The organism is Salinarimonas soli (genome assembly GCF_008386575.1).
Lineage (GTDB): Bacteria > Pseudomonadota > Alphaproteobacteria > Rhizobiales > Beijerinckiaceae > Salinarimonas_A > Salinarimonas_A soli.
Genome location: NZ_VUOA01000020.1, coordinates 1 through 24,785, shown reverse-complemented (window position 1 = coordinate 24,785; position 24,785 = coordinate 1). Strand labels below are relative to the sequence as shown.

The window sequence follows — 24,785 nt, the reverse complement described above, 5'->3', positions numbered from 1 at the left end:
ACCCCTGTTAAGCCAACTGGATGCGCAGCAGGGTGAAATCGACCACCTGCTCGGTTGAGGGTAGATTGAACTCGGCGCAGGTTCTTGACACCGGTCGGTGTAGGTGAGCGCCAACCTTTTGATCTCACCCAACGTTGTCCCGCCAAGCACTTGCGGCCTCGATCGGCGTCCGAATCCCTCGCAGATCGACGCTGAAGTCTGCTTTCCGGAAACGCCCCACACTGGGGTCAATGGCCGAGATGGGCGCGAAGCAGACCTTCACACGGCGGCGAGCGCAGGCCCCTGTTCGGCCCACACTACCGGGAACGGCTTCATCAGCCCCTCACGGGTGATCCGCTGCTGATCATACCTCCCGTCCAGGATTGCTTCCACGATCTCAGGCGACAGCAGCGTCAAGCGCAGTACGCGCGCAAGGTAGGACGAGTTGATCCGCTCGGCCCGGGCTAGCTCCTCAATCGTGCCGTACACGCCGCTCTCCAGCAGCCCCTGCCAGCGGTGCGCCCGCGCCAGCGCCTTCACGAGCGTGCTGTCGACCCGGCTTGGGAGCGGCGCCCAGACCGGCGCTCCCGCAGGTGCTATCACCCGCTTGCGCCCGCCTCTGCGCCGAAACACGAGCGGCACCTCGATCCGCACCAGCCGCTCGTCCGGACTCAGGCGCGCACCGCCGCTCATGCCGCACGCTCCGCGACCCGCTCCCGCCTGAGATCACCGACAACGCTCGTCAGCCCCTCCGTCCTGAGCGCGATGCTGATCCCGTCCGTGCCGACGTCCACCCGCGCCACGAGCAGCCCCACGAGGCGCGCCTGCTCGGCCGGGAACAGCTCGTCCCAGAGCCCATCAAGGTTGGCGAGCGCCAAGCGCACCTCAGCCTCGCTCATCGTGACGCCCGCATCCCGCACCGCCCGCCAGGTCCGCACCACGATCTCAGGGCTGGCCAGCAGCGCCCGCACCTGCGCCACCACCGCGGCCTCAACCTCGCCGGCCGGCACCCGTCCCACCGGGCAGGCATCACGTGCCCCCTTCAGCACCGCCTGGCTCACATAGTAGCGGTATAGCCGCCCGTGCCGGCGCGTGTGGCTCGGGCTCATGGCGTGCCCCGTTGGCCCGAAGATCAGCCCCTTCAGCAGAGCAGGCGTCTGTGCCCGCGTCGTCCCGGCCCGTGTACGCGCGCCCTCGGCCAGGATGGCCTGCGCCTTGTCCCACAGCTCGCGCGGCACGATCGCCTCGTGCTCGCCCCTATGCGCCAAGCCCTTGTGCACTGCCTCGCCCACGTACACGCGGTTATGCAGCAGCTTGTAGAGCTGGCCCTTGTCGAACGGCTTGCCACGCTTGTTCACCGTGTCGCTCGCCCGCAGCTCCTCCACAAGCCGCGTCGCCGAGCCCAGCCGGACGAAGCGCTGCACGATCTGGCGCACCAACGCGGCCTCCGCTTCGTTCACCACGAGCTTGCGGTCGCGCACGTCGTAGCCCAGCGGTGCCCAGCCCCCCATCCACATGCCCTTGGCCCGCGAGGCCGCGAACTTGTCCCGGATGCGCTCGCCGATCACCTCGCGCTCGAACTGGGCAAAGGACAGCAGCACGTTGAGGGTGAGGCGCCCCATGCTCGAGGTGGTGTTGAAGGCCTGGGTCACGGACACGAAGGTCACGTCGTGCGCCTCGAACAGATCGACGAGGCGAGCGAAGTCCATCAGCGAGCGCGAGAGGCGGTCGATCTTGTAGACCACCACCACGTCCACGAGCCCACGCTCGATGTCGGTGATGAGGCGCTTGAGCGCGGGCCGCTCCAGGGTGCCGCCCGAGACGCCACCGTCGTCGTAGCGGTCGCGCACGGGGGTCCAGCCCTCGGCACGCTGGGACAGGATGTAGGCCTCGCAGGCCTCGCGCTGTGCGTCGAGCGAGTTGAAGGCCTGCTCGAGGCCTTCCTCGGAGGACTTGCGGGTGTACACGGCGCAGCGGCGCTTGCGGACGGTCGGAGCAGGCGTGGAACGTGCGACTCGGGTCACGGGCGCGCTCCCGGGTTCTTGAGGCCAAAGAAGGTCCAGCCGTTCCAGCGCGTGCCGGTGATGGCACGAGCGACCGCCGACAGGCTCTTGTAGGGCCGGCCTGCGTACTCGTAGCCGTCCGGGGTCACGGTGCAGGCGTGCTCGACGCCCTGCCACTCGCGGATCAGGCGCGTGCCGGTGATCGGGCGGTCTGCGTCAAGGCGGCGCTTGCGGACGTGCGGCTTGCCGCCGTCGAGCTCCTCTCCCAGCGCGACGAGGCGGGCGCGCGTCTCGGGCTTGAGACCGCCGAGGGCGAGTTCCTGGATGCGGTAGGCGAGCCTGCTCTCGAGATAGCGGCGGTTGAAGGGCGGCGGCTCGGAGCCGAACAGGGTGCGCCATTGCGCCTTCAGTTCCGGGGTTGGAGTGGTCTTCAGGGCGGCGAGGCGGGCCAGGACTGACCCAGCGTCTCCCGGGTTGGTGGTTGGTGCAAGGGCGCTCATTGGTGTGCTCCTCTCTTGGGGAGCACACGAGCGCTCGGGTGGGCGAGACAGTCCAGCGAACCGTCTCCGCCGTCCTCTGGATCTCGGGTGGGTGTCTCGGATCGGAGACGGATGAGAGCGAGGGCGAGCAGGGCTGCCACCTCGGCCAGACGCTCGTCCGCGCTCATCTGGTCGGGCGGGACGCTGTTCGAGCGATATATCGGGCGGGGGTTCAGAGGACTCATACCCGACCTCTACCCACCGCACCAGCAAACCGTCTCACGGCAGGGATTCGACTCCGATCGCGCGGCGGTGCTAGAACGAACTGCGAACAAATTTGCCCTAGTAGATCATGCGGTCGCTGATCGACACCAACTCCGCATTTGTCCCGCTCGTCGCCTGTGCCGCTTTGTGGGCTCAGCGATCCGGAATGCCGCCGAAGATGGTTCTTCGGCGCGTGTGCGAGTGGGCGATGGTTGGTGCGTTTCCCGACAAGGCGTTCGTCGATCCTGGCGGGCTCACGATCGAGCCCTTTGACATCTACATGGCGGCTCGAGTGCTAACCGAGGGAAACCCGCTCTTCAGCACCATTAGCCTGGGAGGCTGGACCCTGAGCGGCCGCTCATACGACCCTGTGCTTCTAGAGAAAGTGCAGCTGTCGGTGGGTGACGTCCTGCGCTTCTGCGACCAGCTGAACGTCTATCCTCCCGATCCGCTCCTAACCCGCTTCCAGCGCTTCGAGATGAGGTTCGTGCTTCGCAAGGCTCTGGTCCCGCCACCGTGTCCGCACGCCGACGCTCACGCCGTGCAGCACATGAAGCGATCGTCTGCTACAGGCTCTGTCAATCGCCTGCGTGACATCCTCGAGGGCATCAAGGGTAACCGCAGAGTGCGGTCGCCTTACGTCCGCGTTGTGACGGAGCCGTTTCACGCCGAGGAGTGGAGCAAGATCTGGTGCGATGAGCTGGCGGAGACGCAGGCGACTGTCCAGGCCCACGGAGATGAGACGCACGCGAAAGCACTGGAGGATCTGGTTGCCCAATGGGATGCCTTCCTTCGATTCGAGACGATGGCTTGTGCCTCAATCTCGGTCGCTCCTACTGGTCCTGACGTGCGAGTGCGGCTCAGTACCAGCAGCACGTCTGTGACCGTCGATGGCACGAAGCTGCAACTCCCGGAGAAGCCGTTCCGCCTTCTCCTGGCACTCGCGAGGCGGGCCGAGAGGGACGACAACTTCGTCTCGCACCAAGCGCTCGCGGATCAGCTCTGGGGCTCATCAGCCCACCAGGTGTCCAGGCACCTGCGGGACGTCGTGCGTGATCTCCGGGGCCATCTGACCAGTGCCGGACTCGACCAAGCCAAGGTCCAGCAACTCGTGCAAACAGGTCCGACGCAGGGCTACCGGCTGAACGTCCCACGAGACCAGATCCGCATCGAAGAATAAGGCAGACGCTAAGCCCACGCGGCGCGCATGAATGCTCGCAGCGCAGGAATGAGACCCACACAGGCCCACAAAGCAGTCTTGTCGGAAGCCGACAGGCGCCCACACCTGTCCCACGCCCACCCCACCAAACCAGGATTCTAGGTCGGCAGTCTCGAGGCCTCAACGCCATCGAGGTTGCTCCCATGCCGATCTCCCCTGCCGACGCGAGCGTGCTGCAAAACGAGGCCGATCGCGCTGCCCGACAGGTCTGCCGCAGGCTTCGGCTTGCTCCCCACGATCGCGAGGATGTCCGCCAGGACCTGCTCGCGGACGTGTTGGCCCGCTTGAGATTCTACGACGCCCGGCGTGGCTCCCTCGGCGCGTTCGCAGGAACGGTGATGAAGCGCCGCGCCGCGCGACTTGCCCATCGCATCCAGCGCGATCGTGCTCGCCTCGCACCCATGTCGCTCGACGCTCCGGTGCCGGGCGGCGACGGGCTCACCTTTGCCGACACGATCTCGGAAAGCGATGGGCACGCCGCGACCGTCGGGCAGCCGTTCGACAGCTTTGCCATGGTGGACCGTCGTCTCGACTGCGAGTGCGCGCTTGGGCTGCTCGACGGCGCGGACCTCGCGCTCTGCCAGCAACTCGTCGACCAGACACCGACAGAGATCGCACGCGCCGGCGTGACCGCGCGGGCGAAAATCTACCGACAGCTCGCCAGCATCCGCCTGACCCTCACGGCTATCGGCTTCGCGGCCTGAGACGGTCAGCGACAGGCCTGGGTAGAGACGCATATGACCATCTCCAGCACCAACCCCGCCCTTCCGCTCACCGAAATGGAGCTATGTAGCTGGCTCGGTAGTGCCTTGCCGGGCGAGCGCCTCGTCTACCACCGCGGTCACCTGGCGCTTGATTGCAGCCCGACCACAGCCCGCCTCAGCGAGCAGGAGCGGAGCGCCCTCCAGCGTCTGGCCCGACGTGCCCTTCAGCTTGCTGACAAGGGGCTTGTCTGCCTTCTGCAACAGCGGCACGGGCCCGACGACTACAGCTACATCCTCGTCGCGTGTCCAAAGCGCAGCGGCCGTCGCTCTCCTGGCGTTCCGGCCAAGGTGACTCTCGTGCCGGAGGTCGCGTCATGACCTCCGACCGACTGCTGCTCACCACGGAGCTGGCTCGGCGTTGGCGCCTCAGCCCGCGAACGCTCGAGGGCTGGCGGCGCAAGGGGATCGGCCCACGCTTCGTATGTATCGGCCGCGGTGTGCGCTACCGGCTCGACGACGTCGCAGCGTTCGAGAACATGCCCTCGCAGGACGAGGATGCTCTGCATCGGGGGCGTCCATGAGCGTCGTTAGCGCCAGACGACCCACCGAGGTCACGCGGCTGCGGCCAGTGTGGAATGACGACGGGCACCTCACGAGCTGGGAGTTGTGGCCGATACCAGCCACGTGCGACGGGCGCGTCTCTTTTCCGGAATGCGCCCAGGATCCTCATGCCTCCTTCGGCCCACGACAGCCCGCCTCCGCTCAGTCGACCACTCGTGACTGCGGCAGTGCCATGATGCCGGGAGAGCGGCGATGAATGCCAGAGCTGATAGTGCCGCCGAGCTCACCGCGCTTAGGCTACGTCTGCGCGAGAACGGATACTGCCCGGTTCCAGTCAGCGGGCCTCATGTGAACGTCAAGGCCGCTGGCAAGCGACCCCTGATGAGCAACTGGCAGCAGCGATGTCTCGGGGCCGATCAAGGGGTCATCGAGCGCTGGAGCCGCAGCTACGCCATGTGCACCAACACCGGACTGCTTTGCGGCGAGCTTGTCGGCATCGACATCGATGTGCTCGATCCCGACCTCGCCTCGAACCTGACGCGACGCGCCCTCACGCATCTCGGGTCGACGCCCCTCCTTCGCATCGGCCGCGCCCCGAAAACGCTGCTCTGCTACCGCGTCAAGCTGCCGGTGGAAAAGGTGCAAACGCCAGAGTTCCGGTTCGGCGAGAACCGCGCCAGGGTCGAGATCCTCGCTACGGGCCAGCAATTCGTTGCTTTTGGTGTCCACCCCGAAACCCATGCACCGTATCAATGGACAGAGGCCTCGCCTGTCGATGTGCCCTTCGACGAGCTGCCGATCGTCGATCATGGCTTGTTGCGGACGTTCGTGAACGACGCCGCAGCGATTTTGCGTCTCGCCGGTGGCATGACAGCGACCGATGTGAGAACGCGAGGGCGCGAGCAGCAACGCCACGAGCGAGCTGGCCGTCGGGCGGCCGGCATGCGGTTGGGCACGCCGCCCGATCCGGCGACGGTTGCTGACGCTCTCGATCACCTCCCGAATAACTTCGACTACGATGGGTGGGTCAGGATCGGCTTCGCACTCTATGACGCGCTGGGCGAGGCTGGTCGCGATCTCTGGGAACGATGGTCGGCGCGCTCGCACAGGAACGATACAGATCTAACCGCGGCCAAGTGGTCGACCTTCGCAGCGGGCCGGCAGGTCACCGTCGGTACCCTGTTCTGGCACGCGGCCGAACACGGCTGGCGCCGGCCTTCGGCTCGGGAGCGCGCCTCGCAGGCCATATCGAATGCCGCATCGGCCACTGAGCAGCACCGCCGGACGATACGGCTCGGCGGTGGCGACCTTCCGGCCGTGGTGGCTGCGGCTGAGCAGGCGCTGATCGACAGCGAGATCGGGATCTACCAGCGCGGCAATCTCATTGTGCGCCCAGCCGCGGCTCCCGTCATCATCGCGGACGGCCGCAGCGTGCCGGCCATGCGGCTCGTCTCCGTTCGCACGCCCCACATGGCTGATCTGATGACCCGTGTGGCGCGGTGGGAGCGCTTCGACCTGCGATCCAAAGAGTGGGCTCCCATCGACTGCCCGCAGCGTGTCGCGGAGACCTACCTCGCACGAGAGGGCGAGTGGAGGGTTCCCGTACTCGCCGGGATCGTCAACTGCCCCGTGCTTCGGCGCGATGGTAGCCTCTTACAGACCCCGGGGTACGACAGCGCCACTGGTCTTCTCTTCGAACCACAGGGCGTGACCTTCTCGCCGATCCCGGAGCAGCCGGACCGTGCGGCGGCGGTGGATGGCCTCGCGGAGCTTCGCGCTCTGCTCGCCAGCTTCCCCTTCGTGACGGACGCCGACCGTTCGGTTGCCCTCTCCGCCATCCTGACGGCCATAACACGGCGCTCGCTGCCGACCGCTCCCATGCATGCGTTCTCGGCGCCGGCTGCGGGCTCGGGCAAGTCGCTTCTCGTCGACATCGCCAGCGCCATCATGGACGGACGCCGAGCAGCCGTGATGGCCGCGGGTAAGACGGAGGAAGAGGCCGAGAAGCGTCTTGGCGCGGCGCTTCTTGCAGGCGACGCCATCATCAGCATCGACAATGTCGAGCGCCCGCTGGGTGGCGAGCTCTTCTGCCAGAGCCTCACCCAACCGAGCCTCAAGGTGCGGGTGCTCGGGATGAGCAGACTAGCGGATGTGCCGTGCAATGCCGCCATGTTCGCTACCGGCAACAACCTTGTCCTGCTCGGAGACATGACCCGCCGAACGCTCCTGTGTAGCCTGGACGCCGGTGTCGAGCGGCCCGAGACACGTGCGTTTGAGACAGATCCGGTGGAGATGGTGCTTGCCGACCGGGGCCGGTATGTCGAGGCGGCCCTGACGATCCTGCGTGCCTTCCACCTCGCAGGTCGGCCGCAGCAGACCGCTCCCCTTGGATCCTTCGTCGATTGGTCGCGCTGGGTTCGAGGCGCCCTGATCTGGCTTGGTGAGGCAGACCCATGCGAGTCCATGGACAAGGTGCGCAGCGCTGACCCGCGGCTTGAGAGCCTGACGGCGGTCGTGACGCAGTGGGAGGAGGTGATCGGCAGCGAGCGGGTATCGGTCAAGCACGTTATTGACCGGGCCATCGAACTCGAGGAGGCTTCCCTCGGAGACGGCCTGTACGCCGCTCGCAAGCCGCGCCCCTACAAGCATCCTGAATTCCGTGAGGCGCTGCTGGCCGTTGCTGGCGAGGGTGGCGCGATCAGCAGCCGTCGGCTGGGGCGGTGGCTTGCCTCGAACCAGAACCGCCTCGTCGGGTGCTACAAGATCGTCGCCGACGGGATCGTCGAGGGCATCACCCGCTGGCGCTTGCATCGCGCCTGACAGCTCCCGCAGCGCGGACTCGGCAGAACTCTGTTCGTTGGCTGTGCTGCCGATAACACGCCACCGCGGTCGGCCCAGGGCGTGCAGCCATGCTCGCCCGCCGCACCGTGGCTGCGCGATACTGCCGGCGGTGGGTTTTGGTGCCTTTCGGTGGGTTAGCTCCGACCAACGCGAGAAAGTGTCAACAACGCCGATCATGCGATGGGAGCGCGAACGCGCGTTCGTGTTGTGACAGTTTTGGGAAGGGGCGCAGCCTAGTACACCGAAAGGCACCGAAACACACCGGAGCATTGATCGGCAGATAACCCCTGCAAACACCGACAGAGAGGCGAAATATCTCTTCGCGCAGCGTGAAGTAACGTAGACAATCGTAGATCTGTCGCGTAGACGATCTGCCGCTCGCGTGAGATGATCCAGGGCATGAACTTCGACATTGCTGACGGACACTGAGGGGCCGGGGGGCGGTCGAAAGTCAGGGACCTTTCGAGCACGGACCGGCGCCCTTCCTTCGTCTGCGATAAACGCGAAATTGGCTCTGGGGGTCCCCTGCCCTCCCCCGCCCCGCAAAGCCCGGCCGTGTAAGGAGATCTACCCCATGAGCGCCCGTGTCGAAGCCCCGGATCACTCGACCAACTCCGCAGACGAGCGGGGTTCGGCTGGGGCTCAGGCCGGAGCGGCGGACGCGCTCGCGATCAGCTATCGAGCCCTCGACAGCCTCATCCCGTATGCCCGCAACGCTCGCACCCATTCGGACGCGCAGGTCGCCCAGATCGCCGCCTCCATCCGGGAGTTCGGCTGGACCAACCCGATCCTCGTCGACGGCGCGAACGGCGTCATCGCCGGGCACGGCCGTCTGCTTGCCGCGCGCAAGCTCGCGCTCACCTCCGTGCCCGTGATCGAACTCGCGTCGTTGAGCGAGGCGCAGAAGCGCGCTTACGTGCTGGCCGACAACAAGCTCGCCCTCAACGCCGGCTGGGACGAGGAGGTGCTCGCTCTCGAGGTGGCCGACCTCGTGGCGCTCGGTGTCGACGTCGAACTCACCGGCTTCGATGCCGCCGACCTCGACCGCATCTTGGGTCGGGAGCATGGCGGCCTCACCGACCCCGACGAGGCGCCCTCCCCCGCAGCCCAGCCCGCGAGCCGAGCGGGCGACGTGTGGCTGCTTGGGGTACACCGGCTGGTCTGTGGTGACGCCACTGACCCGAACATCGTTGCTTGTGCCCTGAACGGGGTGGTGCCCCACCTCATGATCACCGACCCTCCCTACGGCGTCTCCTACCAGCCCGGCTGGCGCAACGAGGTCATCCGGACCGATGGCAGCCGGGTGGCGGCTCGGGCCATGGGTGAGGTGATGAACGACGATCGGGCGGACTGGCGCGAGGCATGGGCGCTCTTTCCCGGCGAGGTGGCCTATGTCTGGCACGGCGCCCTGCATGCCCCTGTGGTGGCCGGGTCGCTCGAGGCGGCAGGCTTTGCCATCCGGGCCCAGATCATCTGGGACAAGACGCGTCTGGTGATCGGACGTGGTGACTATCACTGGCAGCACGAGCCCTGCTGGTACGCGGTCCGCCGCGCTGGCCGGGGGCACTGGGCGGGTGACCGCAAGCAGACCACCGTGTGGGCTATCCCGCACCTGAAGAGCGAGACGGGGCACGGCACGCAAAAGCCGGTCGCCTGCATGCTGCGCCCGATCGAGAACAACTCGAGCCCGGGTCAGGCCGTGTACGAGCCGTTCTGCGGCTCGGGCACCACGCTCATCGCAGCCCAGATGAGCGGGCGCGTGTGCCATGCGATCGAGCTCGACCCGGCTTACGTCGACGTGGCGGTCCGACGCTGGCAGGCGTTCACGGGCGACGCCGCGGTGCTGGAGGGCACGGGCCAGAGCTTTGCCGAGATCGAGGCCGAGCGGCGGTCCGGCGCGGAGGCGGCGGCATGATCGGCTGGTTTGCCTATGTGCGGCATGCCGACGTGCCCGCGCGTGAAGCGTGCGGCTGGGTCGTGGTGGACGACCTTGGTCCCGTGCACGGGCACTGGTCGGTGCTGATGCGGTGGACGGGTGAGGGTGAGCCCGGGGAGATCGACGATGCGGGGACGTAAGCCCACGCCAACGGCGCTGAAGGTGATCCACGGCAATCCCGGCAAGCGGCCCCTGAACCGACGCGAGCCGCGGCCCGGGGTGGCTGTGCCGACCTGTCCGGCGCACCTGAACCCGAGCGCCAAGGCGGAGTGGAAGCGGGTGGCGCGGCAGATGGTGCTGCTGGGCATGATCACGGAGCTCGACCGGGCGGTGCTGGCCTCCTACTGCCAGGCGTATGGGCGCTGGGTGGAGGCGGAGCGCAAGCTGAAGGAGACCCCGATGGTGATCCGGCTTGCGTCCGGGGTGATCCAGCAAAGCCCGTGGCTGGCGATCGCCAACAAGCAGGTGGAGCTGATGCAGCGGTTTGCGGCGGAGCTGGGTCTCTCGCCGGTGTCGCGCACGCGGGTGGCGGTGCGGCCGATTGGGCCCAAGCCGTGGGAGGACACAAGGGGCGAGTATACCGGCCTGCTCGCGGGCGTGCCGCCCGATGTCGAGGCTTACCTCTCGGGCCGGTACAAGCCCTGAGTGACTGCACCTGTACGACGGGTCAGATCAGGCGCGATCGAGCCAGTGAAGGAGGAGCAGGAAGCTCACGATCAGGAGCACCGCGACGGCGCCTGCGATCATCAGTGAGTTCGTCGCCCGCTCGACGCGAGCGTCCATGGCGGCCCGCGCCTGCTTTGGCAGGAACGGGGCGATGCGGCTGCGCACCGCAAAGAGGATCATCAGGAAGGCTGCGGCAAAGGACAGGATCTTCAACAGCACGGAGGAACCTCTCAGCCCAAATTGCCAGCTCGGCCGGCTTGGTCGGGGGCAGGCCGCCCAACGCGGATGATTACCTCCCCGGCAGGTACAAGCCTGAGTCCGCCAGCCGCCGCAGTTGGCACGTCAGCTCTCCAGCTTGTCCGTCCAGCGGCGGTTCAAGCGTTGTCGCTTCTGCTCGGCGCCCCGGCTTCGCTCCTCGTGGTATTGCATCAGCAGTGCACCGCAGCCTAGGAGGGCGGCACCGCAACCGGTAATCACGACAAAGAGGACGATGATGGGTGTGCTCATGCGATGAGCTTGCAGCCGCCGTCCTAACGGTACTTTGCCCTGATCATCGAAACACCGGGCTTTCTCCTCAAATTAGCGAGGAAAGTGCCAGCGTCTCCAAACCTGACCCGCCTTCGCTGACGTGGGCCGCCTCGCAGCAGTCGTTTTGGCGGACGGCAACTTTGCCGCGGAGCCAGGCAGAACCTGATCGGGCAGCCTTCGTTAGCGATTGTGGCAGCGGTCGTGAAACGAGAGCCGGTGGAGTGAGGTCCACCGGGGAGAGATCTGCATGCTTGAGATCCTGTGCCTGTGGCTCGTCTGCGTGGCTATCGTCCTGGAAGGTGCGTACCAAGCTCCGGTGATCGACCAGACCCCGCCTCGACTCAGACGACCCCGACGAGCCAGAGCAACTCCCATACGAGGAAGCAGGTCCAGCCCACCGTCATGGCGCCCCCGAATGCGAGAGCGAGGATCGGCCACACGGGATCCGTAGGCTGTTCGGCAGAGGCTATGGCTGGAGCGTCCACATTCGGCTTGCTGGGCATGGCCGTGGCTCTGACGCATTTCACCGCTCACGACGGTATAGCCGTGAGCCGTAAGGGCCCAAGGGCCTCACGCGTTGTTCTAGGTTAATCGTCGCCGAGCCGCCATCCTCTGAACGGAGGACCAGCCAGCTCCATCGTGGTTCAGGACGCCCCAGGCCGAGGACGCTGCCGTGCCCCGCTATCGCCCCGCAACAAAGTTTACGGGCAGACGGGCTCTCACCGGCGAGCCTTGAGTTAGACGTGGGGTAGCCAGGAGCACCAGAGACTGGCACTCTCATCTGATTGCTGATCGAGGGAATTGCACCCCAAGTGATTCTTCCTGACGCGCTTGTCAGGGTGCCACCACCTCTCTCCAGGGCGGCGCCGGACCGCGCGGGATCCGACCTGAGGTTTTGAGCCATGGGCGAGTTCGCGATCGAACGGTCTGAGCACGCCGATCTCCTGACGGATCGCTACGCGCTGCGCTGCGAGCGCGCTGTCGGCATGGGGCAGAGGTGGAACATGTCCGCCGCAGTCTGGTCGGCGCCAGCGGGCTTCGACACGCCCAACAAGGAGGACGATCTCCCACACCACATCCTGACCTACCGCCTACAAGGCCCGCCGGTCCGCGGCCGTCGCTACGGCGGCGTCATTCACCAGGACAGCATGGAGGCTGACTCGGTTTCGATCGTCCCCGAGCGGATGCCGGTGCACTACTGGGCCGACGGCCCGGTCCGCTTCATCCACCTGTACTTCTCGAACGCCCTCATCCGCACCCTCGCGCGGGAGTGCTACGGCGGCGCCGGCGACAGGCCGGATCTGTTGCGCGACGACCGAGTGTTCGGAAACGACCCGCTGCTCCGCCGCTTGAGCGACGCCTATCTCGACCGTGCTTTCGACTGGCGGGATCCGCCGTCCACCCTGGAGATGGACAGCCGCGCCCTCGTGCTCGGCCTCCGGCTGCTGCAACGGCATTCGACGCTCACCCTTCCGGAGCCGGCGGCTGCGGACAGCCGGCTTGCGCCGCACCTTGCAGAGAGCGTGAGGGAGTACCTCGACACGTGCCTCGACCGTGATCCGAGCCTCGCCGAACTCGCTAGGAGTACCGGCATTCCCGAGGTGAACCTGTCTCGAGCGTTCACGGCGAGCACGGGGATGCCCCCCTGGCTCTGGCTCACCAAGCGACGCATCGAGCGAGCGAGGAGCTTGCTCTCGGATCCCCGGCTTTAGCGGCCGCTCCAAGCCGCAAAGCCTGGTAGACCTGCTAAGCCGCTAAGGATGAGCCAGGTAGGCGCCGCAGTGAGGTCGTGCCGGTTCGATATCGTTACGCATTGGAACTGGCGCGCCGGGAAAGGTGGAACTGCCATGGCAATCACGCCACGCCGTAGCGCCCGCACCAAAGGGGTTCATACGACACGGCCCCTCTTCGTGTGACCTGGCGCAACGGGAGCCAGCATCAACGCGGCAGTGCCGTGCGGGACCATTCCGACGCACCCCACCCCGGGACTGAACGTCTAGCCGATGCCAGGTGCAGGATCGCCTCTGCCGAAGCGCGCCTCCATCCGCGCCAGGATGCGCCGCAGATCGGCAACTTCGGCTTCCAGATCCCGAACTCTTTCGTCGAGCGATGATCGGTGTTTGAGAGCGGGCCCCTGCGCACGGTCGTCGAGGAACGAGACACCGACTGCGTTCTCTCGCCGCCAAGCGATCGTTGCCTGGTAGGTCGCCGCCTTCTGAGGCACCAACAGGTCGAAGCGATCCGGGATCGTGACCGTGTTGGTGAGCTCAAGCCGCGCGCCGCCGGCTGACCAGTCCCGGATCGTGCAATCGAGCGTCGCGTTGCCACCGTTGAATATGATCCGGCCTTGTAGAAATGCGCGCTGGCGGGGCGCTGAGCGGCTGTCTTGCATGGGCTTATCGCTCATCAAAATAGGATGCGGTTTTACGCGCAGGGGTAAAACCAGTTCCCGCTTACCCGTCCAGCTATCGATGAGTAGTTAAGCAATGCTTATTTTCGATGAAGCTTTGGTTGCCGCTCAGCCGACGCCCGTCGTGTGCGTGGTGATATTGCTCGTCACTGAGCCGCAACGTTGGCGGTCATAGCTCCAGTGCATGTCGCGTCGCCTGCAGCCCGTTTGGCCGCGTTTCGGCTAAAGCTGCTAATCTGCTAAGGACGAGGCAGGTGGGCGTAATCGAGACCTCCCAATCGGTGGATGTCGTGGAGGGGCAGCCTCGGCCGGGATGAAGCAGCCACACAGCTGCGACAATCTGCTCACCTTATTTACCAAGCAAATGCGCCTGTAGTCGTGCCCCGCCTGCGGTCTGGTGTGCAGTCGCGACCGCTTCGGGATCATAAAAATTTACATATCTGCGCCGTTTTGACTTCAGTTGTCCGTGTTTACTGAGTTTACGATGCAAGGTTACGATAAGAATGACAACTTGCTAAGGTAAGTGCGAACGTTGAGGGTTTTTCATGCTAATTTTATCTGTCGGCTCCCTTTTTTGTGGCACGTTACTCGGTACCCTGTTTCGGGTCTATGCGCTCGCGCTAATGAGCATCGCCGTCATGATCGCCCAGGGCGCTCGCTACACCGTCATGGACATCCCGCTCGGAGGTGTGCTCGTCGAGACCGTCGTGATGTGGTTCGCACTACAGGCAGGATTTCTGCTCGGCTCGGCTGCCGTCTTCTGGCTGACGGAACGGACCGCTGAAGATGGAAGCGCTGGCGTCCACCGTGGCGCCGAAGATTGTGGGCCGAACCAAAGCCGCGATGGGGCGTGACTTGCGTGACGGCGGAACGGTCATGCCGCTGTCCAACCCGGCGCTTCACATCCTTGAGGCCAGGGCGCCTTGTATGTTGCTAGCCGCTCAAGCGGCGACCACGAAAGGTGCGGCCGGAAGCGATTGAGAGTGGTTCGGGCAGCCTCGTCGCTGCTAGCGAGGGCATTGACCTACCCTGCTGACGCGCCAGATCGTGCAGGCATCACGGATCCGGAGTTACAAAACATGGTCGCCGAGGGTAGCCAGCGCGTACGGCTCATCCAACTTACAGCGGACATCATGGCGGCCTACGTGTCGCAAAATCACCTGACGCTTGCAGAGGTTCAGGAGTTGATCGGGTCGGTACATACCGCCCTCGTGGCGTTAGAGAAGCGACCTGCCTCGAAGCCAGCGCGCCCAGAGCCACACATACCGATCCGGAGGACGGTGACGCCCGACTTCCTGATCAGTCTGGAGGACGGGAAACCCTATCGCTCTCTGAGGCGGCACCTTCGCGCGCGAGGCATGACCCCGGAGGCGTACCGGTCGAAGTGGGGGCTTCCACACGACTACCCGATGGTTGCCGTGAACTACTCGCAGCAGAGATCACAGCGCGCAAAGGAGATGGGTCTCAGTCAGTTTCGTCGGAAAGCGCGGGCAAAGTAGGTCGCTTCGGGGGCGGCTAGGTTAGAGGCGTCCGTCTCGAGCTTATCCTCGTGCCCCGCATAGGGCAGGTGCTCCCCTTGAATGAATACGACTTACGCCTCCGAAAGCGTTGCCTGACATGGCTTTACGGCATCATAGGGATCGGAAAGCGGCTGGTGGACTCACATGACGCAGGAGTCCTGCCATGCTGCTAAAGCTGCTATTCCGCTAAAGATGAGGCCGGCACGCGACTACGGCTTGCGCTCCCGGGAAGCACCTGTTCTCGCCTGGACGCTTACGGGGTGCTCACCCGAGCGGTCGCTACGGAGCAAGCCTCACAGGACGAAAGCCGCATAGAGCACGAACATCACCCCTCCGGCTGCGCTTACGATGATCGCGCCGAGTGCGAGCAGCGTCCACATGGGCTCGCTCGGGTGGACCGGTGCCAGGCTGATGTGACGGGTCTGGGACGTGTCGTCTCGGGATAGCTGGTTCATGGGAGCGTCCTCGAACGAGGCAGTTAGCTCTCCGCCGGGGCCTGATCCGCCGCAGAACCTGAACATAACACAACTTCTATCAGCAGCAGCGACATCGGAGCAGATCATCTCTGACTGCGCTTGCTGCTCCGTTTCCAAGGTAGTTTTAGCCAGCGCCGGAGCTTCAGCCGCTTCAGGATGCTGGGATCGCGCTCATTCTCTCCCGCCCACATCAGCTCGGCCACGAGTCCGAGAAGCACTGCGGCCACAAGGGTGGTGCCGAGAAACGAGATGTGGGTGGCCGTGATCATTGCTGATACCTGCCACTCAGGCGCTAACGGGCCTTTACAGCCATTGTCGAGAAAGACAGCCTTCGCTGCAAATTTGTGGGTGTTAGGCGCGCTCTCTGCTATTTCGACTCGCGGCGCCCGCCCCCCTATCCTGCCAAGAGCTGATCCAAGTCGTGGCGGTCTCGCCGTGATGTACGCGTCGTCGCCCGGGACGAGGGATCAGGAGGCGCCGCTCGGGCCAGTGACGGACAGGATCATCGCAGCACTGGAGCGTCAAAAATTAACTGTTTCGGCAACCCAATCGAATTGCGAAGGATCCCGATAGTGCTGAAGTCGTTTCCTTCCGAGCGTATGCTCAGTACGTCGCGCAAGGTGTACTATGTTCCCGGTCGTACTCGCAGCCCTTACCGGAGGCCTCGGCACCGCCGGCTTGATTTCGTCATACCAAGGACTGTTTCTCGGAGCGCTGAGCTTCCCATTTGCCGGAGTGCTTTGGGGATGGATTGCGATCCGGCTCACGGCATGGCGCAGGCGCCGCGGAGCGATCGGGGAGGACGTCAGCAGGGTAGTCGCCGAGCTGGAGGAACTGTCTGCGGCCGATGGGCTGTTGCGCGTTCGGAAAGCGGGAAAGAAGCCTCCTGGAGTGAAGTGAGGTCAGAGCTCCCCGAGGCTCCTGCGGCTGCCACCCTGAACCTTCACCCGAGACGAGCGTCCCGCACTATCTCCCGAGCAGCCCGTGCGAGACGCAATTGGAGCTGCTGGACTGCTGGCGCCGGCAGCTTGAGGCGTTCCTCGAGCGCTGCGCGAGCGTCCTCATTGTGAGCCATACCAAACGCGGACAGAACCACCGCCTGCCGCACCGTGATCGCCTTGTCCAGCACGGCCGGGAAGTGCTTGGCCGAGTGCGCGATCATGAGGAACAACGCCGAGCCGTGGCGGCTGGTGATCGGCATGTCCATGCGCGTCATCAGCATGTAGGTCCACCGCCACCGTTCGAACCACATGGCGCATACGCCCTCACAGCCTGGCTAAGCTTTATCGTTGGCGGCAAGGGCGCGCAAACCTACCATCATGGTCGCGACGGCGTTCGTGGCGGTTGCCGCCCCAAGCGACTAACCTACTTTGTCCCGATCAGGGCCTTTTGCCCCTAGGCTGCGTGCCTTTCGTGCGCTTTCGACAGCTAATGTCCGATCTCGTGCGAACGCCCGCTTCTCGGCTGGAACAGCCGCACCGCCTCGAGAGGCAATGGCATAATGCCTTTCAGGTGACATCACCCGGAAACCACGGCGGGAGTGATCCAGAGGTACGCTGTTGCGAGCGAGGATGTTGCGCACGGCGTCCCGCGACACAGCGAAACGTCGAGAAATTTCCCCGGTGCTCATCTTCTCGTCCGTGTAGAGGCGGCATATCTCGGCCTCGTCCGCAGCCGGGGTTCGGCGCATCGTTTCAGTCCTTCCGAATGTCACATTGGGACGCCGCCCCGGCTGAGAGATCGCGGCCTGAACGGCAGGTGCACGCAGGTTGGAGGCGTCATCAACACTCGACGCGCACGAAGCTTGCCTCGTGCATTCGACATGAGCAATCCCCGTCCCTGTATCCCCTTATGGAGCGCCGGCAATGCGGATCGCTCATCGTCGACTGGCCCCTGTAGGCGCGGCCCCGTGCACCCGCGCCTACTGCTCTCGAGGGCGTTGCCATGATGGCAATTCCTCTGGGATGTGCGCCTCATGCTATGAGCCGGCCCTTTGCCGGCTCCGCAGTTATTCGCAGTCACTTATTCGGGGCGGTCTGCGGGCTCAGCAATCCAGTTACGACACTGGCAGCGCCCCGGCCTGCATCTGCGGCGTCCGCACAAGGTCTAAGCGGTGTCAGGATGGCCTCGGTGTAGGCTGGTCATGCAGCCGATTCGACCCCGCGCCGGCGCGGACCAGAGAACCACGTGAGCGATTTCCGGGCTGCCGAACGCGCCATCTATGACGCGGCCCTTGCGGCTTTGCGCAATCACTCGGCAGGGGTGGCCCCAATTTATGACTACCGGGACATCCGGATCGGCCACGCACTCAGCCGACTGTTAGAGCGCGCCAGGCAACCGCCGTTGAGGCTTGTACGGGTCGCCTGACGGCAAGGCGGACTGCGGATATGGCTACCCCTGTACGCCGCCGGCACGCGCGCCGGTTACCTGTTATCTGCCCGTCGTAACGGGTGAGCCGCCCCTTCAAACACTGGCCGCCCCATGTACCTCCCTGACCAACAAGGGGCAGCAATCTGAGGAAAAGGGACAGAGCACCCTGACATCCAATCGGGGCACCTGTTCAATCCAATTTAAGCCAGCTCTAACGTTCCCAGGGCTACGGTGCTGCTTCACAAGGAGCGGCTCGTGACCCGACAAATCTGGACGCTGTTGATTGTCCTTTTAGCCGCTCTCAGTGCTGTCGCACTGTTTTGGGTTTGGGGCATCGTGCGGGTTGGCAGCAGGCTTTGTGAGATCGCGACCATTCGCGATCAAGCGCCGGCTGCATCGCTGTGGTGGTGTGTGGAGCACTATGTCAACCGGTATCAGATCCTTGCGACTGCCCTCATCACGGTCTTGAGCGCGCTCTTTGTCGGCGCCCTCCTGTTTCAGCAGATCCGCCGCACAGAGGTGCAGATCAGGACCGCAGCGAAGCAAACTGGCGTGATGATCCAGCAGGCGGATGCTAGCGCGATCGAACACCTCCATCGCCGAGCGTTGGAGCTGCGCGAACTCGATGACGCAATCAAAATGTCGGTTGAGAGCGACGAACAGCTGACCCACACGGCACGGGCCGCCAAGGAAGCAATCGACGCGCTTCTGGCCGGCGTGGGTGGAGACTCGTCAGAGACGGTTGTGTCTTTAAACAGCATCCACAACGGGCGGGTTGACCCACGATTGCGGATCTCAAAGGCCGATCAGCGATTGAAGGAACTTGTGACAGAGGCCATGCTCCCGCCAAGCCTTGTCACATCGCTTTCGAGCTTCAACCCACAACTCTCATCCCGGGTGCGTGTTCATGCCCAGATCGCCGTGGAACTGTTCGATGCGATCGAGAGCTATCGGCGGGGAGATTTGGCGAAGGTGGCTCAGATCAGCAGAGATTTGGATGATCTCTATGACTCACTTACTGGAGTGAAGTTGAAGGAACTCGCCTCGATGGTGAAGGCCGGCATATACGCGAAGGACGCTCAATCGCGCTTCGAGGCATCGCTTAACCGGTTAAACGATACGGCAACACGCTGATCCGCTCCGCGGCTCTCGCTCGAACACGAACCAGGCGGTTGAGTTGGATCTCTGCGCTCAACACCTCTTCAAGCCGTCCCTCAGGCGCTCGTCGGCCACAAAAGTTAGGTTCCATGCGGGCCTGGAGGTAGAGGCATCCAGTGGCTGGGCTGGTGGTTGAAGGTCCCAAAGTCGGTAGCGATCCTCCATCTCCCTCGCGAGAGGACAAAAACGCCGGTGCTTGGCGCCGACCAGGCTCTGTGCCAGAGCAGGACCCGGCGGCCATCTTTCGGTGCCGTTTCAATTGCCTGCCATTGGCTCATCATCACCATCTCCACGTCGCGAGGTCAGGGTACCGCGCTCTGCGAACCGGTACGCGGTGGATGTGGCTATCACGGCCACACCTTGTCCGCTGAGTCGGTAGGCGGTTTTGGGCCCAGGAGTTGCCCTAAAGCTGTTGCGAGCTAATGAGTTGAGGCGTGTGAGTCCACCTCGTGGGCACCGATTACCCGCCCGACCACCAACGCCACCTGTATTTCACCTGTATTTTCAGGTGAGCGGGCGATCGAGGGCGTGTCGAGCTACCATGCCCGGCTGCTAAACCTGCTAATCTGCTAAGGATTTGACGAGCGGAGGGACTCAGCGGGTCTCAACCCCTGGCGTCTACCAGATCTCTTCATCCTCAATCCGGAACTTAGAACAGTCTCTGCTATCGATCACGACCGCCGAGCAGAGCGCCGATATAATTATTATTATGATAGCTATTGCGAACATCGTTCCACATTAAAAATTGACTCCCTATGATCTATCTACCGGGATACGCACTAGGGATGCCTGTGCATCCGTATCTTTACTGCCCAAAGTCATCAAGCATGCCGCACCCCGATTCGCCGCGGCCATCCTAGGCGGCTGGCAGCGTCCACAGATCGACATAATAGGCGTCGCACAGGTCGTGCGCCTCGACGAACTGCTCGTTAGTGCAGCCCTTGCCTCTGGCGAGTTCCGAGCAAGGGGATGCAAGCCCCGCGTATTCTACCTTCTCCAGCAGAGCCGCCTTGTCGAACTGCCACGAGGCGCCTCAAGTCTTGCAGGCGATCCGTACCTTAGCGGCCGGGTAGGTGGAGAGCAGGCGCTGGCCGGTGATCACTCGCTCTCACTATCGGGCTTTCGTCTAGCTGCATGCCACCTTGCCGAGTCCGCGAGCTGCTGCCAGTGGCTCGCCATGTTCAGCAGGACCTTTCTCGCCTGATCGCTCCTGGTCCGCGATGCCGCCTCGCGGCACTCATCCGCGCGCTTCTGGCATTCAAGAGCCTTCCGCTCATCCACAGCGCACCGCCGTAAAATGCATAAGGCTTACGTGGATCTCTCCCGCTCAGGGTCAAGGGCGCTCCTACCGCTTCGCCCGCCGCAGCTCCTTCGGCCGGTACATGTCTTGCTTGAGCCGGTCGGCCGCCGCAGCGCTCCGGGAACTAGTTACGCCGCCGATGAGCGACATGCGCCGGGCCAGGATCACGGAGCGCGGGGGGAGAGCACCTCGAAGCGTCCGGCTGCACCGGACGAGTCAACCTGAAAGGTGGTGGTCTCTCTGGGCGGCGGCGGCGCAGCCGTCGTAGGCTGCGGAGGATAAGGCGTAGGAGACCGGGACACGAGGCGGCTGAAGTCCTGAGTTTCCCGCTCCGCGTACGGCCTGCTCTGCTCGGAGAAGGTGCCCGCCCTGCCACTCGGGATGATAACCACAGCTCCCCCGGTGGCTGGTCTCGCGACCGGCCGCGTTGTCGATCCCATCCGGAACCCGCGCTTAGCCTCCGCGGGAGCACTCAGGAACAGCATACCGCCAGCGGCCAACAATGCCGCGGCCAGCCCGGCGGAGAGGCGTGGAGAGCGGTGCATCGAGACCTCCAGGGGTGATCAGTCGAAGCCTAGCGGATGAAGCTTCAGAAAAGCCCTGAGGCGCTCAGTCGAATTGTTCGAATTGAAACTCGCTCACACTCGTGGCGCCATTCCTCGGGCGAGGTGGGAGAAGGCGGTTCCGTCGCGCATGTGGGATCCGCTGAAATAGGAAGCCCCGCCGCGAAGGTCGGGACGCGGCGGGGCTCAGGGCCTGATACGCAACGCGGCCTCGAATGCCAGGATGGGCAGTCGCGGTAAACGCGAGGTTACCAGACCCGGATCAACGTCCAGAGCGGGGCGACCCCGGAGCTGTTAAGGCAGTGTTAACTATACGACCTCACCGTCGTCCTTTGCACCGTGAGCGATCGCAATGCGCCCTGTCATCTACCTGACCGACGAGAACCCCGTCGTCGCTCGCGATCTGGCCTCCGCGCTGACAAAGAATGGGTACGAGGTCGTCACACTGCCCGCACCCGAGATCGCGGCGAGCCTGAAGGCGCAGCAAGGCAGGGTTGTTCTCTTCGCGAACATCGACCGCGGTGGCCTTGATCTCGCGCGTGAGGTCCGAACCCTTCGACCTGACGTGGGCGTCATCTATTCCGCGGCCACACCGCAGAGGATCCCGGAGACAGCGCGGGTCCGTGGCGCGCCCATCGTGCGCTCGCCGGTCACGCCGAGCCAACTCGTTGGCGTTGTAGGGGCGCTGGCGAGCTGAAGCGTCAGCCCTGCAGCCACATGGCCCGCAGCAGCGAGAGCTCGCCCGTAGTGCTCATCTCGGCGCGGTAGCCATGCCAGCGGAAAGCCTCGATCGCGACCTGTTCTGGGCTGCCTCGTCTCTCGTCGGCAAGATCGTCGATGGTGGCGTGAAGCGGCTGCCGGAGATCCTCGGGCAGGGCGTCGTGCTCGAAGGCGCCGCAAGCGAGTGCCCGAGCGATGTAGGCCGTCAGCTCCTCCGCATCCATCTGCTTGATGCGGTTGCGGCTGCGCTCGCGGGTGATTTCCCAGATCTCTTCGTCAATGTGGTCAGCCATCGAGGTGCCTGTAGTTCGCCGCTCGACATTGTGGGGCTAGAGCCTGGTGGCAGGCAACGTCGCTTCTACTCGGCCGCAACCCTCTCCGAGCCATCCTCGAAGGCTGCCAAGGCGCGGGTTGCGGCAATGATGGCAAGCTGATGAGCGTCGGACAGCTTGTTGAACGAGCGCAGCAGGGTAACCGCGTTCCGGTTCATGAGCCCGGCACGAGCCTCCGTGACCTCACCATCATCGTCGTCACCGAAGAAGTAGCTGAGCGGCCGGTTCATGGTCGTCGAGATGATCTTGAGCCGTCCGGACGGGATGCGGTTCGTGCCCCGCTCATATTTCTGGATCTGCTGGAACGTGACGCCCAGAGCTTCGCCCAGCTTCTCCTGGCTAAGGCCGGCTTGGAGCCGGGCTTCCCGCAACCGCATCCCCATGGCCTTGTCCGCTGCGCTGATGCTCTTGGGATTCGCCTTCTGCTCGTCGCCGCTCTGCACTCTTTCACCTTTGGCCATTGCGTCGTCCCCCAAGTTGTTGTGTGCGGACTTGCGATCAGAGCGGACGATAACCCGTCCATGCCGTCGAGCACACGCAAAAATGGCGGTCTGTGCAGCTTGGGCGATGCGCAAGGATGGGCGAGCCCACGCAGTGCAAAACGACGAGGGCTAGCCCGTAATCGACCTCGTCACAAGAGGCTGCGGAGATCCTGTGCCGCAGCCTTCATCAGCGCATTCACAAAGTCACTGGCCGTGCTCTCGGCACCAAGACGGGATGGAAGGCTGACGGAGTACAAGCCCACCCTCAGCGGCGCGTCCGCACCATCGTAGGGCAGTGCGACAGGCCTCGCCTCCGCATCGAGGATCGTGACCAGCACTGCGCCGTCACCTTGCGCCTCGGCCAGCACCTCGTAGCACTGCCCCCTGTGCTCAAGGTGGGCCCGTCGCAGGAGACCGACCCCGCTCACTCCAGGTCCTTGCGCGGTCGGGTTGCCTGCACCTCGAGGTTAGCTGCGAGCTTATCGAGCTGGTCTGCGTAGGCGAGTTTCCGCCTGCGGTGATGCCGCAGACGCTCCCCTTCCGCTGCAACTCTCGTCTCCTCAGCTTTCGCCCGATAGAGCGCAGCCTTGACCCGTGCCTCCGCTGAGCCGTCGCTCATCCGCGAACCCTCGTTGCAAAGGCTCGCCGTAGCCGAGCGCTCGGCACTGCGCTGTATCGCAGGTTAAGCGATGCAAACTTGCGCACGGATCGGGGCAGAGGACGCGAGCGAGGCCGGGGCCATACCGATACGGCTTCGAGCTCCTGGGCTGCGGCGGCGTTACTGCTTGGCCATCGTGCCGTGCCGACGTTCACCAAAGTGCTGCATCCACCGAGCGCATGTGCACGCGCGGGGCTTCATTGCGCAGCATCCCTGTCGGTGCGCCACTCTCGTTCGAACGCGAACCAAGCCGTAACGAGGTGGTGCAGAACCTGACCCGCGAGCGGATCACCCTCTCGGATGCCCACCATCGTCTTAGCAGCCAGCCGTAGATCCGCGAGCGTGCGCGCCTCGCCTGCTGCCATTGGCAGCACGGACAGGTGAGCGGCTGCTTCTAAAATCATGAGAGCGCGACCCTCAATCGTCGGCCCGCGGGCTACTGCCCGATCAATCTGCGCAATCCACCGGTTCCGTTCGTCTGTCACTGATCAGCCCCGCGGGTGAGTTGGTTGAACGCGACCTCACCCATGTTCCTGATTTCGGCCATCAAAGGAAAACCCCACCGCGGTAAGTTCCGAACGCGGCAGGGCTCCAGGGCCTAATACGCAACGCGGCCCTACAAGCCAGCATCCCGCTCGACTGTGAATGCGGGGTTAGTCACTCGCTTGCGAGGGCAACGTTCACGATCGCTGGCCGCCACACCTCGCGTCGGGTTGCCCCGGCTGCGAGGTCCCTGTCGAGGTGGTCGCAGCAGCTGAGCCGCACGAGCATAGTTCGTGCCCCGTGGCAGCCCGAGTTCGTCGGCCTCTTCGTCCTTGAGAATGTCAGTGCACCAGGCGACCGCGGCAAATCCTTGGTACATCTCGCGCAGCACGTCAGCTTCAAGGCCGGCAAGATCAGTCGTCTGCGCAAGGCGGGCCGCATCAAGGAACCGGCGTCGTGACTCGGGGTAGCCTCTCACACTGTCTCCAGGCCGGCGCAATGGACTGATCGCCGGAACATGGCACGCGTGTCTCGTGAGCGCGAGCGTCCATGGCGCCGGGGTAGGTGGAGAGCAGGCGCTGGCCGGTGATCGATTCTTCGCCGCCCGCCGCCGCTCCTCAAAGCGGCACATTCCCTGACCAACTTCTCGGCAGTCATAACCGCCCAGCTTCCACACCGCGCGTACTTGCGACGGCAAGATCCTGAAACCTTTGTTGCGACGGTCAAAGAACGTGGCGGACAAAGCTGCCAAGCTCATGTGATCCGATCGTTAGCGCTCGCATACGGAGCATCTCCGGCGAGCGCTGCGCTCCAGCTGTAGTTCCAGATCACGACGGAGCCAGTCATGCCACGCATGTTGCCGTTTCCTTCCCGCCGCCTGTGGGCAGCCGCCGGTGCCGCTCTCAGCTCAGCACTCATTGTCTGCGGGAGCGTGGCCGTCGCGCAGCAGGACAAGTACACTATAAGCGTACCAGGTGGGCTCTCGTTCGCGGAGTTCCGAGGATACGAGGACTGGTCGGTGATTTCGCTGAGCAAGAGCGAGAAGCACTTCGCGGTCACCCTTGGCAACCCGATCGCGCTCGAAGCCTTCCGAGCCGGCATTCCGGACAACGGCAAGCCCTTCCCGGACGGCG

Annotated in this window: 23 protein-coding genes and 1 pseudogene; 14 read left to right on the top strand and 10 right to left on the bottom strand. The window is 64.4% G+C overall.

Annotated elements, in window-relative coordinates; translation table 11 throughout:
• Nucleotides 1-258: 258 nt before the first annotated feature.
• The 3 genes from F0L46_RS11515 to F0L46_RS11505 are packed head-to-tail and all read right to left on the bottom strand — an operon-like array spanning nt 259 to nt 2,482.
• Entirely contained in the window at nt 259-672 is a 414-nt protein-coding gene (locus F0L46_RS11515) for a hypothetical protein (protein ID WP_149817609.1), read from the bottom strand.
• Complete coding sequence (locus tag F0L46_RS11510) at nt 669-2,003, bottom strand: recombinase family protein (protein ID WP_149817607.1); 1,335 nt, start codon at nt 2,001-2,003, stop codon at nt 669-671. The genes F0L46_RS11515 and F0L46_RS11510 overlap by 4 nt, the downstream gene beginning before the upstream one ends.
• Nucleotides 2,000-2,482, bottom strand: a complete 483-nt coding sequence (locus F0L46_RS11505; protein ID WP_149817605.1) for a DUF2924 domain-containing protein — start codon at nt 2,480-2,482, stop codon at nt 2,000-2,002. Before F0L46_RS11505 ends, F0L46_RS11510 begins: the two co-directional genes overlap by 4 nt.
• Before the next feature lie 331 nt (nt 2,483-2,813).
• Here F0L46_RS11505 and F0L46_RS11500 point away from each other — a divergent pair, with 331 nt between their 5' ends.
• The 8 genes from F0L46_RS11500 (at nt 2,814) to F0L46_RS11470 (ending at nt 10,631) form a co-directional block, all read left to right on the top strand.
• On the top strand, nt 2,814-3,905 hold the full coding sequence (locus tag F0L46_RS11500; RefSeq protein WP_149817590.1) for a winged helix-turn-helix domain-containing protein: 1,092 nt from the start codon (nt 2,814-2,816) through the stop codon (nt 3,903-3,905).
• Nucleotides 3,906-4,087: 182 nt separating this feature from the next.
• Nucleotides 4,088-4,648 carry a sigma factor gene (locus tag F0L46_RS11495; RefSeq protein WP_149817588.1) on the top strand — a complete coding sequence of 187 codons (561 nt, stop codon included), beginning with the start codon at nt 4,088-4,090 and terminating at the stop codon, nt 4,646-4,648.
• A 33-nt stretch (nt 4,649-4,681) separates the two neighbouring features.
• A complete protein-coding gene (locus tag F0L46_RS11490; RefSeq protein ID WP_188311933.1) occupies nt 4,682-5,026 on the top strand; it encodes a hypothetical protein in 345 nt (114 codons plus the stop codon).
• Nucleotides 5,023-5,229, top strand: coding sequence for a helix-turn-helix transcriptional regulator (locus tag F0L46_RS11485; protein ID WP_149817587.1), 207 nt, complete (start codon nt 5,023-5,025; stop codon nt 5,227-5,229). Before F0L46_RS11490 ends, F0L46_RS11485 begins: the two co-directional genes overlap by 4 nt.
• 232 nt (nt 5,230-5,461) lie before the next feature.
• Complete coding sequence (locus F0L46_RS11480) at nt 5,462-8,029, top strand: PriCT-2 domain-containing protein (RefSeq protein ID WP_149817585.1); 2,568 nt, start codon at nt 5,462-5,464, stop codon at nt 8,027-8,029.
• 595 nt (nt 8,030-8,624) lie between these two features.
• Complete coding sequence (locus F0L46_RS11475; RefSeq protein ID WP_149817583.1) at nt 8,625-9,965, top strand: site-specific DNA-methyltransferase; 1,341 nt, start codon at nt 8,625-8,627, stop codon at nt 9,963-9,965.
• Complete coding sequence (locus F0L46_RS26145; RefSeq protein ID WP_188311932.1) at nt 9,962-10,126, top strand: hypothetical protein; 165 nt, start codon at nt 9,962-9,964, stop codon at nt 10,124-10,126. Before F0L46_RS11475 ends, F0L46_RS26145 begins: the two co-directional genes overlap by 4 nt.
• Complete coding sequence (locus tag F0L46_RS11470; RefSeq protein WP_149817581.1) at nt 10,113-10,631, top strand: phage terminase small subunit P27 family; 519 nt, start codon at nt 10,113-10,115, stop codon at nt 10,629-10,631. The genes F0L46_RS26145 and F0L46_RS11470 overlap by 14 nt, the downstream gene beginning before the upstream one ends.
• A gap of 27 nt (nt 10,632-10,658) precedes the next feature.
• On the opposite strand, the gene F0L46_RS11465 is transcribed toward F0L46_RS11470, so the two are convergent.
• On the bottom strand, nt 10,659-10,871 hold the full coding sequence (locus tag F0L46_RS11465; RefSeq protein ID WP_149817579.1) for a hypothetical protein: 213 nt from the start codon (nt 10,869-10,871) through the stop codon (nt 10,659-10,661).
• Between the two features lie 123 nt (nt 10,872-10,994).
• Nucleotides 10,995-11,159 (bottom strand): hypothetical protein, encoded by a 165-nt coding sequence (locus F0L46_RS26140; protein ID WP_188311931.1) that lies wholly within the window; start codon nt 11,157-11,159, stop codon nt 10,995-10,997.
• Nucleotides 11,160-12,082: 923 nt separating this feature from the next.
• Here F0L46_RS26140 and F0L46_RS11460 point away from each other — a divergent pair.
• Nucleotides 12,083-12,892: a helix-turn-helix domain-containing protein gene (locus F0L46_RS11460; protein WP_149817578.1), complete on the top strand. Its 810-nt coding sequence runs from the start codon at nt 12,083-12,085 to the stop codon at nt 12,890-12,892.
• A 284-nt stretch (nt 12,893-13,176) separates the two neighbouring features.
• Here F0L46_RS11460 and F0L46_RS11455 read toward each other — a convergent pair whose 3' ends face one another.
• A complete protein-coding gene (locus tag F0L46_RS11455; protein WP_149817576.1) occupies nt 13,177-13,572 on the bottom strand; it encodes a PilZ domain-containing protein in 396 nt (131 codons plus the stop codon).
• A gap of 563 nt (nt 13,573-14,135) precedes the next feature.
• Here F0L46_RS11455 and F0L46_RS11450 point away from each other — a divergent pair.
• Together F0L46_RS11450 and F0L46_RS11445 are read left to right on the top strand one after the other, a co-directional pair.
• Entirely contained in the window at nt 14,136-14,444 is a 309-nt protein-coding gene (locus F0L46_RS11450; RefSeq protein WP_149817574.1) for a hypothetical protein, read from the top strand.
• Nucleotides 14,445-14,669: 225 nt separating this feature from the next.
• Nucleotides 14,670-15,089, top strand: a complete 420-nt coding sequence (locus F0L46_RS11445) for a Ros/MucR family transcriptional regulator (protein WP_149817572.1) — start codon at nt 14,670-14,672, stop codon at nt 15,087-15,089.
• Between the two features lie 314 nt (nt 15,090-15,403).
• Here the strand turns inward: F0L46_RS11445 and F0L46_RS26135 are convergent, their stop codons facing one another.
• Nucleotides 15,404-15,565: a hypothetical protein gene (locus F0L46_RS26135; RefSeq protein ID WP_188311930.1), complete on the bottom strand. Its 162-nt coding sequence runs from the start codon at nt 15,563-15,565 to the stop codon at nt 15,404-15,406.
• A 964-nt stretch (nt 15,566-16,529) separates the two neighbouring features.
• Nucleotides 16,530-16,808 carry a hypothetical protein gene (locus F0L46_RS11440; RefSeq protein ID WP_149817570.1) on the bottom strand — a complete coding sequence of 93 codons (279 nt, stop codon included), beginning with the start codon at nt 16,806-16,808 and terminating at the stop codon, nt 16,530-16,532.
• A gap of 1,403 nt (nt 16,809-18,211) precedes the next feature.
• Between F0L46_RS11440 and F0L46_RS11430 the strand changes: the two genes are divergently transcribed.
• Both F0L46_RS11430 and F0L46_RS11425 read left to right on the top strand, forming a co-directional pair.
• Complete coding sequence (locus F0L46_RS11430; RefSeq protein WP_149817568.1) at nt 18,212-19,090, top strand: hypothetical protein; 879 nt, start codon at nt 18,212-18,214, stop codon at nt 19,088-19,090.
• Between the two features lie 2,239 nt (nt 19,091-21,329).
• Nucleotides 21,330-21,674: a DNA-binding transcriptional response regulator gene (locus F0L46_RS11425; protein ID WP_149817566.1), complete on the top strand. Its 345-nt coding sequence runs from the start codon at nt 21,330-21,332 to the stop codon at nt 21,672-21,674.
• A 4-nt stretch (nt 21,675-21,678) separates the two neighbouring features.
• Here the strand turns inward: F0L46_RS11425 and F0L46_RS11420 are convergent, their stop codons facing one another.
• Together F0L46_RS11420 and F0L46_RS27150 are read right to left on the bottom strand one after the other, a co-directional pair.
• The gene (locus F0L46_RS11420) at nt 21,679-21,990 is read right to left on the bottom strand and encodes a hypothetical protein (protein ID WP_149817564.1); all 312 of its coding nucleotides are present in this window, start codon (nt 21,988-21,990) and stop codon (nt 21,679-21,681) included.
• A gap of 65 nt (nt 21,991-22,055) precedes the next feature.
• Complete coding sequence (locus tag F0L46_RS27150; protein WP_438646670.1) at nt 22,056-22,490, bottom strand: helix-turn-helix domain-containing protein; 435 nt, start codon at nt 22,488-22,490, stop codon at nt 22,056-22,058.
• Between the two features lie 2,006 nt (nt 22,491-24,496).
• Between F0L46_RS27150 and F0L46_RS11410 the strand changes: the two are divergent.
• Nucleotides 24,497-24,785: pseudogene (locus tag F0L46_RS11410) on the top strand (cytochrome P460 family protein); the annotation flags it as partial.

Excerpts from the sequence above, each read along its gene's own strand:
- F0L46_RS11515 (WP_149817609.1), bottom strand. The coding sequence starts at position 672 with ATGAGCGGCGGTGCGCGCCTGAGTCCGGACGAGCGGCTGGTGCGGATC.
- F0L46_RS11505 (WP_149817605.1), bottom strand. The coding sequence starts at position 2,482 with ATGAGCGCCCTTGCACCAACCACCAACCCGGGAGACGCTGGGTCAGTC.
- F0L46_RS11500 (WP_149817590.1), top strand. The coding sequence starts at position 2,814 with ATGCGGTCGCTGATCGACACCAACTCCGCATTTGTCCCGCTCGTCGCC.
- F0L46_RS11495 (WP_149817588.1), top strand. The coding sequence starts at position 4,088 with ATGCCGATCTCCCCTGCCGACGCGAGCGTGCTGCAAAACGAGGCCGAT.
- F0L46_RS11490 (WP_188311933.1), top strand. The coding sequence starts at position 4,682 with ATGACCATCTCCAGCACCAACCCCGCCCTTCCGCTCACCGAAATGGAG.
- F0L46_RS11485 (WP_149817587.1), top strand. The coding sequence starts at position 5,023 with ATGACCTCCGACCGACTGCTGCTCACCACGGAGCTGGCTCGGCGTTGG.
- F0L46_RS11480 (WP_149817585.1), top strand. The coding sequence starts at position 5,462 with ATGAATGCCAGAGCTGATAGTGCCGCCGAGCTCACCGCGCTTAGGCTA.
- F0L46_RS11475 (WP_149817583.1), top strand. The coding sequence starts at position 8,625 with ATGAGCGCCCGTGTCGAAGCCCCGGATCACTCGACCAACTCCGCAGAC.
- F0L46_RS26145 (WP_188311932.1), top strand. The coding sequence starts at position 9,962 with ATGATCGGCTGGTTTGCCTATGTGCGGCATGCCGACGTGCCCGCGCGT.
- F0L46_RS11470 (WP_149817581.1), top strand. The coding sequence starts at position 10,113 with ATGCGGGGACGTAAGCCCACGCCAACGGCGCTGAAGGTGATCCACGGC.
- F0L46_RS26140 (WP_188311931.1), bottom strand. The coding sequence starts at position 11,159 with ATGAGCACACCCATCATCGTCCTCTTTGTCGTGATTACCGGTTGCGGT.
- F0L46_RS11460 (WP_149817578.1), top strand. The coding sequence starts at position 12,083 with ATGGGCGAGTTCGCGATCGAACGGTCTGAGCACGCCGATCTCCTGACG.
- F0L46_RS11455 (WP_149817576.1), bottom strand. The coding sequence starts at position 13,572 with ATGCAAGACAGCCGCTCAGCGCCCCGCCAGCGCGCATTTCTACAAGGC.
- F0L46_RS11450 (WP_149817574.1), top strand. The coding sequence starts at position 14,136 with ATGCTAATTTTATCTGTCGGCTCCCTTTTTTGTGGCACGTTACTCGGT.
- F0L46_RS11445 (WP_149817572.1), top strand. The coding sequence starts at position 14,670 with ATGGTCGCCGAGGGTAGCCAGCGCGTACGGCTCATCCAACTTACAGCG.
- F0L46_RS26135 (WP_188311930.1), bottom strand. The coding sequence starts at position 15,565 with ATGAACCAGCTATCCCGAGACGACACGTCCCAGACCCGTCACATCAGC.
- F0L46_RS11440 (WP_149817570.1), bottom strand. The coding sequence starts at position 16,808 with ATGCTGATGACGCGCATGGACATGCCGATCACCAGCCGCCACGGCTCG.
- F0L46_RS11425 (WP_149817566.1), top strand. The coding sequence starts at position 21,330 with ATGCGCCCTGTCATCTACCTGACCGACGAGAACCCCGTCGTCGCTCGC.
- F0L46_RS11420 (WP_149817564.1), bottom strand. The coding sequence starts at position 21,990 with ATGGCTGACCACATTGACGAAGAGATCTGGGAAATCACCCGCGAGCGC.
- F0L46_RS27150 (WP_438646670.1), bottom strand. The coding sequence starts at position 22,490 with ATGGCCAAAGGTGAAAGAGTGCAGAGCGGCGACGAGCAGAAGGCGAAT.